The 13,789-nt window shown below is 33.1% G+C and carries 10 protein-coding genes; 5 read left to right on the top strand and 5 right to left on the bottom strand.

The window, feature by feature from the left end; translation table 11 throughout:
• Window positions 1-10: 10 nt before the first annotated feature.
• Genes ACY2RU_RS10665 through ACY2RU_RS10655 form a run of 3 tightly spaced genes read right to left on the bottom strand, consistent with a single transcriptional unit; the run spans window position 11 to window position 6,723 of the window.
• Window positions 11-5,575: a hypothetical protein gene (locus tag ACY2RU_RS10665; protein WP_490138444.1), complete on the bottom strand. Its 5,565-nt coding sequence runs from the start codon at window positions 5,573-5,575 to the stop codon at window positions 11-13.
• Between the two features lie 18 nt (window positions 5,576-5,593).
• Entirely contained in the window at window positions 5,594-6,181 is a 588-nt protein-coding gene (locus tag ACY2RU_RS10660) for a hypothetical protein (protein WP_490138443.1), read from the bottom strand.
• 5 nt (window positions 6,182-6,186) lie between these two features.
• Entirely contained in the window at window positions 6,187-6,723 is a 537-nt protein-coding gene (locus tag ACY2RU_RS10655; protein ID WP_490138442.1) for an OmpH/Skp family outer membrane protein, read from the bottom strand.
• A gap of 345 nt (window positions 6,724-7,068) precedes the next feature.
• Here ACY2RU_RS10655 and ACY2RU_RS10650 point away from each other — a divergent pair, with 345 nt between their 5' ends.
• The 5 genes from ACY2RU_RS10650 (at window position 7,069) to ACY2RU_RS10630 (ending at window position 13,219) form a co-directional block, all read left to right on the top strand.
• Entirely contained in the window at window positions 7,069-7,488 is a 420-nt protein-coding gene (locus tag ACY2RU_RS10650; protein ID WP_490138441.1) for a type IV pilin protein, read from the top strand.
• Between the two features lie 491 nt (window positions 7,489-7,979).
• Complete coding sequence (locus tag ACY2RU_RS10645; RefSeq protein ID WP_490138440.1) at window positions 7,980-9,380, top strand: GspE/PulE family protein; 1,401 nt, start codon at window positions 7,980-7,982, stop codon at window positions 9,378-9,380.
• A gap of 5 nt (window positions 9,381-9,385) precedes the next feature.
• Window positions 9,386-11,521, top strand: a complete 2,136-nt coding sequence (locus ACY2RU_RS10640; protein WP_490138439.1) for a type II secretion system protein GspD — start codon at window positions 9,386-9,388, stop codon at window positions 11,519-11,521.
• Complete coding sequence (locus ACY2RU_RS10635) at window positions 11,521-12,717, top strand: hypothetical protein (RefSeq protein ID WP_490138438.1); 1,197 nt, start codon at window positions 11,521-11,523, stop codon at window positions 12,715-12,717. Before ACY2RU_RS10640 ends, ACY2RU_RS10635 begins: the two co-directional genes overlap by 1 nt.
• Window positions 12,701-13,219 (top strand): hypothetical protein, encoded by a 519-nt coding sequence (locus tag ACY2RU_RS10630; protein ID WP_490138437.1) that lies wholly within the window; start codon window positions 12,701-12,703, stop codon window positions 13,217-13,219. The genes ACY2RU_RS10635 and ACY2RU_RS10630 overlap by 17 nt, the downstream gene beginning before the upstream one ends.
• Before the next feature lie 54 nt (window positions 13,220-13,273).
• Here the strand turns inward: ACY2RU_RS10630 and ACY2RU_RS10625 are convergent, their stop codons facing one another.
• Both ACY2RU_RS10625 and ACY2RU_RS10620 read right to left on the bottom strand, forming a co-directional pair.
• Window positions 13,274-13,507 (bottom strand): hypothetical protein, encoded by a 234-nt coding sequence (locus ACY2RU_RS10625; protein WP_490138436.1) that lies wholly within the window; start codon window positions 13,505-13,507, stop codon window positions 13,274-13,276.
• Entirely contained in the window at window positions 13,507-13,776 is a 270-nt protein-coding gene (locus ACY2RU_RS10620) for a hypothetical protein (protein ID WP_490138435.1), read from the bottom strand. Before ACY2RU_RS10620 ends, ACY2RU_RS10625 begins: the two co-directional genes overlap by 1 nt.
• Window positions 13,777-13,789: the final 13 nt, after the last annotated feature.

Genomic DNA, 13,789 nt, shown 5'->3' with positions numbered 1-13,789 from the left:
TTTTTAAAAATTATTGAGGAATACAACCACAATCAAAATTTTGTTGAGTTGAATTAGTCGGAATTGTGATTGAATTTCCTGCTGTGTCAGAAATTATACATCTCCATTTTATCCATACATAACTTGTATTCGTTTCACAAAAAACAGAATTGGTAATATTATATGGAAAGCTAGTTTCAGGAATTGAAGTAACACCATGGCTGGTCCAATTGGAATCAACATTGGTGCTAAATTGCCAATCAAAACTAAATGTTCCAGATCCACCCTCTAAATTATAAACAAATGGAGTGAATGCTTTACACTCATGACAAGTTGGATCATTAGGGTCACAACTATAACTGTCTATAGGAATATTAATTGAAGCTGTAATTGGAGGATAGGAGTCATTTCCGTTGTTTCCATTCTGAAAATCACGTTCGTAGTTATATTGATATTCTTGCACTTTCTTAAATCCTCCCATAATCGTTGCATTATCTGAGGTTTCTTTATAAGTTCTAATTAATCTACCGGCTCTATCATATTTATATTTAGTAGCCATATTATTTCCATTTAATATTGCTTCTAACTGATCATAATTATTATAAACATATGTCTGCATGGTAGATTCAATTGGATATAAACGGAAGTCATCATAAAACACTATACCATTAGATGAGGTAAGATAGATCGATTCTTGATTTGAGCTAAGAAGTACCTCATGATTTAATTGAACCCAATTTCCAGCAAAAACTTTTTCCGCATTAAATACTTCTGGATTATTGGATCCATGTTTTATTCGAGCACTCTGAAAGTTATCTTTATGAGCCCAAACAGAAATTCTATATATTCCGTCATTATGATCCCCAGATATTAAATTTGTTTTAAAAGCTTCGTTAGATGTACTAACACTTATAGAATACTGACCTGTATGTGATTTGTCTTCGGTACGTATTGAAGAGGTCATTGAGATACCAGTTCCTAAATAAGTTGTGCCATTACTAGACTCAATTTTTTCAGCACCACTACTATAGATTTCACTAAACTGAGCGTTACCAGCTGCAAAAATTTTACTTTGATTGTCCCATGTTTTTTTGGCTATTGAATTACTATTTATGTCCCTAACCTCAATAGGCATTGAATAATGATCGTAATACATTATTCTGGATATTTCTTTCCATGGTTGCGGTTGTACATTAGCAGATATAGACCAATTGAATCCATCATTGGTGGCAACATCATAGCCAATATATCCACCATCAGAATCTAAGTTTCCATCCCAAAGGAATGTTTTGTGTTTTCTCCAAACAGAATTTTCAATAGGTTCTTGATATTTATTTCCCGCATAATCTAAATATGTCCAATCGTTAGACCATGTGGTTATACCAACTCCCGTAATTTTATTAAAGACCTGATTATTTGAGATAAACAAAATAGAAGATGTGTTAACGGCAATTTGAGAAAGCATATTCTTATTAGTTATATCATCTACTTTACTTCCCATACCAAAAGTTAACAATGGATTGTTGTACTCATCTATTCTATAAGCTGGTAGAACACTATTAAAAACTTCATAACCCCCACTAGTCAAAGACTTTGTGTTCATTACGGCACCACTAATATTGTCATACTCAGTATAAAATAGACTAGATGGCGTATTATTAGATAAAGTACTTTTACTTTTTAGGGCTTGTGTATAGTTTCTACGAGTTGAAGAATTTATTATCCATTTATCCTTTGCACTATTTCTCTTATAATCAATTTCCTTATAAGTCTGATAGGACTGCTGTTCAACGCCTTGATTTGATGGTCTATCTATTCTATCAAAATATTCATTTTCAACTGCGGAAACTAAATGTCCTTTAGCATTATAATTTTTGACATCTAACAATTGTCCAACAGCAGATAAGTTATCGTGTAATATTATTTCACTAATTGATACGTCCTTGTTAGCAGTAGTATTATTATAATTATTTGTTGCCGATGTAATTTCAAAGATGTTTCCAAACTTTATTTCTCCAGGAGATTTTTCTTTAAGCACATTGAAATGATAAGAAGTTTTTGTTTGATTTTGATTGTCGTTATCAACATTTCGAACCCCTACATATTCGTACATCACTTTCGGAGAGGGGAGTTCAGAGCTGTAAGGAATAGGGGCATATTCCTCATTCGGGATATATGAAACAATACCAGAAGATTTGTAGTTATTATCCGTAGGATATTCGTCATATCCAATTTCGTTATAGAGATATTCTGTTTTATAAGTATTTATGTCATCATCAATTGTTACACTTTTTACCCTAATATCACCATCAACCTCATTAAAAGTTTGTTGATTTCCTACAATTTTAAATTGCAAAGAATATCTAAGATTTCCAGAACCATTTGCTGGGACCCAGGCTTTCTCATAGCGAGGTTTTTTCTGATTATCTCGAAAATCTCCATACTGATCATTGGCTTGAATATATGATAGAGGCTGCACCTGAATGTTAAAACTACCACCATAGTAGGGGCTTGATGCCTGTACTTGAATATCCATATAGTTCTGAGCCGCGTTCAAGTTGGTAATAGTTGCCATCTTTTCCCTAATATCAATTGTCGAAAAGTTAAAATTTCCTCCTCCAGAGTTAATTACTGATGAATGCCATAAATCAATGAAGAAAGGTAGCGTTGGGTCAAAATAATCAGCTAGTTGCAGATTATTAGTTATTGGATCATTTTGATCAGGCCTGATTCGGATTGTCATTGAACCCTCAGGAGCAGTATCGGGGTTGTTGCCTCCAGTAGGGGGCAACGATAAAAACTCAAATTCTAGTTGTCTCGTAAAAAGCTTTCCATTCTGTATTGCGGGTTTATGAAAGTCATCAGACTCATAATTTATGTTTATTTTACCTCCTTGCGGTGTGAGAATTTGTTTTAACGACCATGTCCAGGGATTCACTTTGTGATAACCCCAGTCGTTCATATCATCTAAATTAAAATTGTCAGTGTCATAATAATCAAAGAGGTAAGGAGGTAGTACATTGCTATTATTTCTGCCTCGGAAATTAACGCTAGCAAGAGTAAGGCGTCCAGTTTCAACACCCTGAGAATTTGGGGTGTTTTTAACTAAAGATGCTTCCGGGCTTCGATAATTTAGTTCAATCACCTTTATTGCTTTATCCAATAAATCACTTTCAATATCGGAACGATCATAAATTTTATTGTCTAAATTAAAGTATCGGGTATTTGACACACTATTTGGACGTGGAAATTGAATGTTTACTGAGCTAGGATTGGAGTAAGGCATATTTATACCACTTTCCTTATTCAAATTCCCTATGTCTTCATTTTTAAATAATAATACCTTATCGAGTTTAAGACAATATTGTGATGGGATGTTGAAAACCTCATCAAAGTCATTGGAACTTTGATTATTACTCCAATTGACCGATTCATATTTCCAGTTGTAGCTTTTATTGTCGTATCTAAGATATTTACTAAAAATTGCAGTGTGTGTTCTTGTAATGATCGCGTCTAAGTAGTAAATGTCCTTATATCCCGCAGTTCGTGTTTTTACATTCTCATCATCTTTTGATTCCGTAAATTCTTTTCCATAGGGAGTTTTCCAAGCATAGGCTTCTGACCATCTTCCATAGTCAAATTCAACCCAATAACCGTAATCGTCAGTGTCGACTCTGTGGTTATTATTGAGGTCGACATAATCAGGACCAGTAACCGCGGTCAACAACCAATGTGTTGCGTAAGGCTCATCCTGTATTTTCTCGAAATAGGAATCCTCCTCAGCTTTACCATCAATTACTCCAATTGTCCTAGTTACAGTAGCATAGTTATATACCGGAATTGAATAGTGAAATTTCTTACCTTCAGCATTTGTAATAGTGAAGGCGCCAATACCTTTTGGAATAGAATTAGACAGGTCATTTATATTTCGAGGTTCAATATATCCTCGGCTGTACTTTTCTTGATCATTGGAAAACACCTCCTCGTTCGTGAAATATTCTATATAATTAGAAACTTTTCTTCTATCCAATCCATCAGGATTTGAGAGTAAATGATAATCAAGTATTCCATTTTGATTACTAGTATTAAAAGTTGCGGGAGCTGTGCCAAGATAAGAAGAGAACTCATTCTCAAAATAGAATTGGGGTTTTTCTTCAAAAGTAAATTTTTCGTCTGGATTATTATTTGCATTGCCATTGATGGTATAAACGACAGAAAAATTATCATAAAAGTCCTTCGAAAGATTAAACAAATTTCCGTTTTCAAAATGTTTAATTGACATATTCCCAGATATTCCTTGAGCTTGCACATTAAAGCTATCAAAATTTGGAAAGACGGCGTTGTTTCTATCTAAAAAGGTTGGAGAATTCGTTAGCATGGGAATTTCATATACATCCATAAAAGATTCCACTAGTGTTGAAATTTCGCAAGTAGCGCAAGTATATAATGACTCTTGGTAAGATTTAATTTGATTAGCAATTACCGAAGTTTCTGCTGTTTCAGAATAATAAAAAAAAGGTTCTAGCCAGCTTTGATTACACTGAGTATTATATCTTCTATAACAAGAAACCCTAAATGTATCTTCTGTTGTTTCATTAAAGTAAAGAGGTCCGTTTATTATATTCTCAGTTATTTTGTCTAAATACCATACAGTCTTTTGTTTTCCTATGCTAGCAGAAAATACCCCTATAGGAGTAGGCACGAATACTGGTATTACAGAACTAAACTGTCTTACTGTATAATCTCCCTGATGAATTGTATTACTAAAAGAATTGGTAAAACCAACCCCAATTCCTCCAAAACTCCCATTGTCATTTTCTCGACGATATGAAACTCCGATGCCATTAGTTCCTAAAGTAAGGCCTACGCTATCACCTTTGTTTTTCGAAGTGCTCATTCCCACTGTAACACTAGCACTAACTCCATCGTATGAGCTTGCGTTTAAATTAAGCCCAGCAACATTATCACTAATTCCAAAATTTCCACTTACACCAGCATTGTTTATGCTCCCGCCTAATGAAACACCACTATTTTGATAACCGATTCCAATAGACTGCTGACCGTTGGTGCCTATTGATGCATTTGTGCCAATTCCTGCTGCTGGTCCATAGCCCAGACTAACGCTCCCAGCTAATGACTTATTCGATCCCCACGAAAAATTCAGCCCTACAGATAAACTACCATTTGATGAATATCCAACCGAAATACTGTGGTTAGTTTCAGACCCTCCTTCATCATAAAAAAACTCATGAAATCTAACGTTATTATAATCATCAGGGAACCCATTAATTGATCGGTTGATGGCGCCAGGATTTAAGTTCCATCCAAGACCAGTCCATGAAGCTTCTTGATCTAAGGCAATTCCACCATGATAAGATAAGGAAATAGGATATCCACCTTCCGGACTTGGCACATTCAATAAAGGGAGTACATATGTTAAATCACCAGTTAATAAGTTGACCATGTCAGTTGCATCAACAGGCTCGAAACTACCAGCTTCAGGAGCATTCGGTCCTTGAGAGAAAACAATATGACTAAATAGCACTAGACAAATTAGCGACAAATTACTTAATATGCTCTGGAAGGTATTCTTCATATTTATAAAATTGATTTTTTAAAAACTAATTTGAACGTCCCGCGGAACTTTTGAAAAGGTGAATTTAATGTCACGATTTAATCGAGCCATATCATTCACCGAAAATATTATTTCATTTGATTCAAGCTTTATATCTTTTGGAAAGACAAATAGAAATGTCGAATTCTTGCTCATTCCATATGTTCTTTGATGAACATAGTTAATCATTCTAATGGTATCCTTTTTCGCTGTATAAAGAAAAACAATATTTTCTAAACCAAATGATAGCTCAGCCGACATTTGTCCGTACTCGTTTCTGTTTTTTGGAACCGTGCTCAATAATTCTTGGGCATTATTTGAAACGGATAAACTGAAATAAAGGTATTCAGAGTATTTTTTTCTTAAACTATCTACTGCAATGAGATTCGATTTATCCCTTAATTCTTGAGCAACTAATAAATCTGTCGGACGAAGGAGTAAGTCGAACTTAAAACCTTTAATACTTTTGGTTTGAAAATATCCATTTTCAGGGTTTTTAATATAACTAATCAGATCTTCTTTGCTTTCAAACGTTTGTATATTGCACGAACAGAGAATTAAGGAACAAAGAATCAAAGTTAATTTCATAAAGGTTATTCTTTTTTATTAAATCCCTTGTTAAGACCTGTTAATATTATTTGAGTGAGATCAGTAGACTCTGCCGCATACATGATGTTTCCACTACCGCTAGCGCCTAAGATAATTTTATAGTTTTCTTTTTTTCCGTACTCCTTCACGTACTCGTTTATGTCATCAATTACGGTTTGAGTAGATTTCTGATCTTCTTCTTGAATTTGTCTTTTTATAGCTTGCTGGTAATTCCCTATTTGTTGTTGCTTATTGGATAGTAATTCCTGTTTTAATTCTATTTCTTTTTTAGTCATGGAGCTACGCTGTCTCTCGTAATTTTTCAACTCATTTTGCCAACCAGAAATTAAGCTATCGACATTGGCTTGCATAGTTTTAGCCTTTTCGTCGAATTTGCCTCTTTCAATAGCGGTTCGTTCGTAGCCATCAACGAGCTTGTTGACATCAACGTAGACTAAATCTGAAGGAGATTGATTGTAAAAAAAAGAAATAACACTTAGCAGTAGGGCAATTAAAGCGATAGGAAGCGAAAGCTTTTTCATTCAAAATGATGGTTAAAAAAATTAATAATATGGATTCGTTAATAAAAAAAACAGATCTTATCTTTTACAATGCCCAATTGTGTTGGGTCTTTCAATTCTAAATCCGCGGGGAGTATGATATTCAGATATACTAGTCCTTTGCTAAAATAGAAATATTTATCAATTATTGAAGATTTTTAAATTAAAAAGCCAAGGAAGTTTTGTAAAATACTGATAATTAAATACTTAAAAGCCTGATAAAATATTTAGGATTTCTACTCATACTGTTGAGCAAATAAATTAGTCTAATTTTATCAAAATTTATCGATTTACCCTCTTTAAATTGTATTCATTTATATTTGCTGTATGAGAATCATTAAGAACTTAGACAGGTATAAAATATCTGCATTCACATTGAACGAAATGTTGGTTGTTTTGGCAATAATTGGAATATTAATGTTGGCAGCGTGGCCTATTTTTAAACCATTAATATCTAAGGCTAAGTCTCAAGAGGCTCAGAGTCAACTTAAATATATTTCCAATTTACAAACACAATTCCAGTATTTAAATTCAAAATATTCCATAGAGTTCAATGAGATTGATTTTGAAGCACCCAAGATGGTTACTCAAGGAGGCACAGCCAATTATTCCTATGAAATCATACAGGCTTCTACCAGTTCATTTAAAGCAAGAGCTGAGGCTGTAGTTGATTTTGATGGTGACGGTATTTTTAATGTTTGGGAAATTGACGAAAGTGGTGTTCTGAAAGAAATTATCAAAGATTAGATGCTTGTTTTAGTGAAAGGCCTCTTAGTTTTAGCCTTAGGAATAATTGCTTATCAAGACTTTAAACAATGCCTTGTTTGGGTGTTTTTATTTCCAGTGTTTGCATTCTGTGGTTCACTATTGTTGTTTCAAAATGTAAGTTCTGACCTCTATAAAGCATATTTATTCATAAATTTGGTCTTAGTCTTTTGTATTCTGATAGTCCTTTTTCTTTTCTCTAAAATAATTCTGAAGAGGAATTTCTTTAAAGAAGTATTTGGACTTGGAGATTTGCTATTCTTAGTTGCGTTTTCTATTTCTTTTCCAACGATTACCTTTATTAATTTCTTCCTTTTCTCCATTTTGTTTACATTCGTTTTGCACAATGTGCTTAAAAATTTATCAGCGTCTTGGCATTCCAGTATTCCCCTCGCTGGCTTTATGTCTCTTTTTTTGATATTAGTTTATCTTATTGATTGGACGGGCTATTTTGATTCAATTTATTTATTTTGATGGAAGACTATAAAATTCCTATTTCTCTTAAACAGCTTATTACTCCTAATCAGGCTTTTCATTATAGAATTATTCCAACAGAAAAAATAGGATCGCAGGTGGTTCTCAAGACTGATTCACAAAATATTGATGTATTAAGGCAAGATTTAGATGTATTATTGGACTTTGATTTTAACCTAGTAGAAGAAACTCCAAAGAATATTAATTCCCAGTTAGCTCTCAATTATCGTAAAATAACTCAAGAGGTAGAAGAGCTAAATGCAACAAATTTTCTTGAAAGATTACTGCAAACAGCAAAAGATTTTAACAGTAGTGATATTCACTTAGAGACTTATGCCGGACATAGTAGAGTGCGGTTTCGACTTGATGGTAAGCTAAAAGAACAATATTTTATCCCGATGGATGAATATCCGCAACTAATTAATCAAATTAAAATTCAAGCAAAGTTAGATATATCTCAAAGGCGTCTCCCTCAAGATGGAAGAATATCTGTAAAAAACAACATTGAAGACTTCGATATTAGAGTATCAACAATGCCTACACTTTATGGAGAAAAAATAGTTCTTAGGATCTTAAAGCAAGATGCTGAAGCGGTTGAATTAGATCAGCTGGGGTTTCACCAGCAAGAATTAAAATTGTATTTGGAAGGTGTGAAAAGCCCGAATGGGATTGTATTAATTTCAGGCCCTACTGGTTCAGGAAAGACCACGACTCTATACGGAACCCTAAAACTACTTAATAATGAAGCTACAAATATTCTTACAATAGAAGACCCAATTGAGTATACACTTGATGGAATTAATCAAGTTCAGATAAAAGAGGATATAGGATTTGATTTTCCTAGAGCACTAAGGTCTTTTTTAAGGCAAGATCCTGATATAATTATGGTAGGGGAGATACGAGATGAGAAAACTGCTAATATGGCAATTAAAGCTGCTTTAACGGGTCATTTGGTGTTGTCGACAATTCATACCAATTCTGCTTGGGCGACTATTTCTAGGCTCATCGAAATGGGAGTTCCACCATTTTTGGTAGCTTCAACGATTAATACGAGCATAGCGCAGCGTCTGATTAGAAAACTTTGTAATCATTGCAAGATCAAAAAGGAGGCAACTGAGGATATATTTCCAGATTCACTTAAAGAAAAAGATCAAATAAAACACCATTTCATTGCTAAAGGTTGTACGAACTGTTTTTATACTGGTTATGATGGTCGTAAAGCTATTTATGAAATCATTCCTATTACAAAAGAATTAGAAATAGCAATAAAGAACAATGATTTGCAAATTGATGAGTATTTCGAGAAGAGGAATTTAAATACGTTAAAGGATAATGCTCTCAAAATGGTAATCGCTGGGGAAACATCTATAGACGAAGTTTATTCAATCTTGGCTAACTAAATTATATGAAAAACATATTCTTAATAATAATTCTATTATTTGGCGCTTTTGGGCAAAGCCATGCTCAAGATGAAACTAGAATTAACAAAATTAAAAACCAATTTGAGGTATTAAAAATAGAAGTTGCTGGTTTGGATCAATCCATAGATATTAATATTTCTCAAACAACCTTATCTAATTTTTTGCTAGCTATTGCAAAAGTGCATGAGTTAAACATTAATGTATCTCCAGATTTAAATTCAATTAATATAGTAAACAACTTCACTAATGTTTCAGTATCAGATGTATTACTGTTTTTGGCAAAGGAATATGAGTTAGATATTGATTTTACTGGAAATATATTGTCTATAAGTAAATACAAGAAGTCTCCAGAAAAACCAAAAGAAAAAGAGATTTTGGTAGAGTATTTTCCAACAAATCAATCCTTGAGTTTAGATTTAAAAAATGACAAACTGGATGAAGTATTTAGAAAAATAATGGATCAATCGGGTAAGAATTTATTGTATACACCAGAGATTGAAAAGAAGTCTTTATCTATCTATATTAAGAATGTTCCTTTCGGGCTAGCGCTTAGTAAAATGGCAGAATCTAATAATTTGTATTTGAATAAAACCGATGATGGTTTTTACACTTTTGATTCGGCATTTGATTCAACAACACCTTCAAATCAAACAGGATCAAATAGTAGTTCAAGATCAGTTAAGCGAAGTAGAAGTAATTTTTACTATAAAATATTAGATACACTTAATAAAAGAGTAGAAATAAATTTGCAGAACACTGCTATTGCTGATGTTGTGTATACCCTAGGTGAAGATCTGAATTTGGATATTTTCACGGCTTCTCCACTAGAAGAGGCGGGAATGGCAACAGTCAAAGCAAAAGACATAGGGTTTGATTATTTACTGGAAAAAATATTTCAATCTAACGAATCTAGAGGTATGGCAACCGCAAATGCTGTCGGGGGAAATTCAATGAAAACATCTTCTAATTTTACTTTTAAAAAAGATGGAAATATCTATTATTTCGGAACTGAAGATCAATTATCCTTAAAACAAGTCGAACTTGTTACCATGATGCATCGCTCGATACAATCATTAGATAATCCATCTGGGGGTGGACAAAAAAGAGCTGGCCGAAATAACTACAATAACTCTGGAATCAACCCTGATGGATCTTTTAGTAACTTCAATCAGAACCAAAATCAAAATAATCGAATAAACAATAATAATAGCTCTGGAGGTTCATCAAATTTGTCTTCTATTGAAGAAATTATCCCTGAGAATATAAAAGATGGAATAGAGATTAAGATTGATGTTGAACTTAATAGTTTTGTTGTTAGTGGTCCTGGGGCTAAAGTGGAACGTTTTAAGGAGTTCATAAGTTTTATTGACAAGCCTGTTCCAGTGATACTAATTGAAGTAATGATTTTAGAAGTAAATAGAAGCGCTATTACTGAAACAGGTGTGTCGTTCGGAATAGGCGACAAACCAGTTCAAACGCAGGGGGAGTTCTTTCCAAGTGGTAATGTCACAATAGGCGCGAAAGATGTAAATAAGGTTATTGGAAATTTTGATGGGTTTGGATCATTAAACATAGGTAGGGTTGTACCTAACTTTTACCTAGATATTAAGGCTATGGAATCTGCTGGCACCCTCAAAGTAAAATCAACACCAAAACTTACTACTATTAATGGACATAAAGCTTTTCTATCAAGTGGGGAAACTACTTATTACGCCGTGACAAGTCAAAGTTTCTATGGTTCGCAGATCCCGCAAACATCGGAAATAAGAAATTATGTACCTATAGATGCTGAACTCTCATTAGAAATTCTACCATTTGTTTCAGGAGATGGCCAAATCACATTAGATATTCAGGTTATTCAATCGGCATTTAATGGCGAGCGAATTGCTGAAGATGCTCCTCCTGGTATTACGAGTCGTGAATTTTCATCAATTGTAAGAATGCAGGATCAAGATGTTGTAGTTTTAGGGGGAATTGAATCTATTAGGAAGGATGATTCAGGATCTGGTGTTCCATTATTAGCTCGTATACCAATTATTAAATGGTTTTTCAGTAAAAGACGTAGGGAAGCTACAAAACGAAACTTGAATATTCTTATTAAACCAACAGTGATTTACTGATGTTCCAAAAACTTATATCATATTGGAGATATGGCATTGCATACTGTAGTCTAGAACTTTCTACAATTGATGATGAAGAGAAAATTTTTGGTGTCTTTGCAAAAAAAAACAAAGGGGAATTTCAGGAGTTAAAGTTTGTTGAGTACTCTAGGATTGAGGTAATCTCAGCTAAAATCCACCATGCTTTCTTAACAATAAACACGACTCAGGTATTAGTCAAAGAGTCTCCATCTTATGCACTAGATTCTAAAGCGCTGTCGCATGCTTTCCCGAGTATTTCATCTTCCGAGTTTTACTATGAAATTCTACACACTCCATCTAAATGTTTTGTTGCTATTTGCCGAAAGCAATACGTTAATAGTATTTTAGATGAGTTTAAGGCGCAAAATATCAATATTATTGGATTTAAATTAGGTTTTAATAATGTTGTAAATTCAATCTCAATCTTGGATGAAAAATCAATTACTACCTCTCGATTTATTTTAATGATTCAAGAAAACTCAATTGATTTTTTCAAATTAGGAAATGAAAATACTCAGGTATATACAATAGAAGATATTACGGTAAATTCAAACTATTTATTGGCTCTTTCGGGCTTGTTCAATTATGTTTTGGACCATAATCTGACTACTTCAAATTTTCTTGAAAAAAACAATGCGCTTAAAATGTTACAGCGGCAAGGTAATTTTTTTAAAAAAGGAATTGTCGCTGGCCTTGCAATAGTTTTTTTAATTCTTCTAATTAATGTGCTTTTTTATAATTTTTATGATAACCAATCTCAGACCTTAATTCAGGAAACCCAAATAGCAAGTAGTCAAAAAGAAGTATTTAAAGCTAAACAAAGAGTCGTTCAGTCCAAAGAAAAAATAGTCGATAATATTTTAAGTAGTGGAGGCTCTAAAAGTTCTTTTTATATCAATAGAATTGTTGTTAATAAGCCTGCTTCTATCGTATTTAATTCAATCCAGTTTCAACCTTTAACAAGATCTATACGCCCTAATAAAGATATAGAATATCGCATTAACACTATCATTTTGGAAGGGGAGAGCTTAGATAAAAATAACTTCTCTAATTGGATTGAAAATTTGGAACAATTTTCTTGGGTTAGTGGAATTACAATAATAAAATACAATTCCTTAGGCGACACATCTTCATTTGCTATAGAGATACAATTACAAGATGACAAAGAAGAATAAAAACATACTATTGACAGTTGGATTTGGTGTTCTATTGCTTTTGCTGTACCAACTTTCCATTTCAAAAACTTTTGAATTAAAAAAGGAGGTTAGTGACTTGAAACAAAAGTCTGTCAATGCAAAAGGCATTAGGCAAAACATGCTAAATTTGAGCCAACGCGAGCGATTTGCAGACTCAATTTTGGCAAAAAACAATATTAAAAATATTTCTATACAAAATAATATATTAGAATTTCTAAATACCGAATCGACCAACCAACAATTTATAATTGCAAGTTTTAATGAGCCTCATACAATAGTTGTTGATAAAAGCGCAGTGACATCATACCAGTTTAGTTTGCAAGGTAATTTTGACGATTTGTTACAAGTGATATACAAGCTTGAGCAGGAACACAATTATGGACGTATTTCACATGTTAATTTTGAGAAGAAACGAGATTATAGAAAGCGAAAAAACTATTTAGAATGTTTCGTTATTGTGGAGAGTTTTGTTTCAGAGTGAAATAGCATCGAATCGCTTGATAGTCTTCTAAATAAGAGAATAATTTAGCATTTATTATCGCTCTAAGCCCTTTTCTTTAGACTTGGAAGATTTAAGTCTTTCAATTTCATTTATCCTTAATATTTTCTGTTCCATCTCAAATGTTTTTTTCCCATCTTTTAAACCTATAAAAAAATCGCTATTATTATTTGATTTTAAGATTTTCCCCAATAATGTGGGGTTATATTTAGTCAATATATATGCATTATTGAAAGCCTTTATGTATTGTTCGCTTGTAGAATTACTCATTAAAACCTTTCTTTTTTGTTGTCTTCTAAATATTCTAAGATTGAGTTATAATCGTATAAGATTATTTTCTTTTGTGGTTGCGTATATGTTATCGCTCCAATATCCCTAAGGTTTTGTAGCGTGGTTTTACTTTTTATGTTTAGCACTTCCATTGCTCGATCTGGGCTTACCCATTTGTCTTTGTGGATATTATTTTTCTCTTTAATGCGTGCTACAACTTCCTCTACAAGGCCATAGAATGCTTCGTCATGTAGACATATTACTTCCATTTGCTAAAGTTAC

It is taken from the genome of Ulvibacter sp. 2305UL32-6 (assembly GCF_058148545.1).
This window is presented reverse-complemented; position numbering and strand designations above follow the sequence as displayed.

What these genes read in the sequence shown, in the direction of transcription:
- ACY2RU_RS10660 (WP_490138443.1), bottom strand. Translation starts at nt 6,181, where the DNA reads ATGAAATTAACTTTGATTCTTTGTTCCTTAATTCTCTGTTCGTGCAAT.
- ACY2RU_RS10620 (WP_490138435.1), bottom strand. Translation starts at nt 13,776, where the DNA reads ATGGAAGTAATATGTCTACATGACGAAGCATTCTATGGCCTTGTAGAG.
- ACY2RU_RS10635 (WP_490138438.1), top strand. Translation starts at nt 11,521, where the DNA reads ATGTTCCAAAAACTTATATCATATTGGAGATATGGCATTGCATACTGT.
- ACY2RU_RS10625 (WP_490138436.1), bottom strand. Translation starts at nt 13,507, where the DNA reads ATGAGTAATTCTACAAGCGAACAATACATAAAGGCTTTCAATAATGCA.
- ACY2RU_RS10630 (WP_490138437.1), top strand. Translation starts at nt 12,701, where the DNA reads ATGACAAAGAAGAATAAAAACATACTATTGACAGTTGGATTTGGTGTT.
- ACY2RU_RS10665 (WP_490138444.1), bottom strand. Translation starts at nt 5,575, where the DNA reads ATGAAGAATACCTTCCAGAGCATATTAAGTAATTTGTCGCTAATTTGT.
- ACY2RU_RS10650 (WP_490138441.1), top strand. Translation starts at nt 7,069, where the DNA reads ATGAGAATCATTAAGAACTTAGACAGGTATAAAATATCTGCATTCACA.
- ACY2RU_RS10655 (WP_490138442.1), bottom strand. Translation starts at nt 6,723, where the DNA reads ATGAAAAAGCTTTCGCTTCCTATCGCTTTAATTGCCCTACTGCTAAGT.
- ACY2RU_RS10640 (WP_490138439.1), top strand. Translation starts at nt 9,386, where the DNA reads ATGAAAAACATATTCTTAATAATAATTCTATTATTTGGCGCTTTTGGG.
- ACY2RU_RS10645 (WP_490138440.1), top strand. Translation starts at nt 7,980, where the DNA reads ATGGAAGACTATAAAATTCCTATTTCTCTTAAACAGCTTATTACTCCT.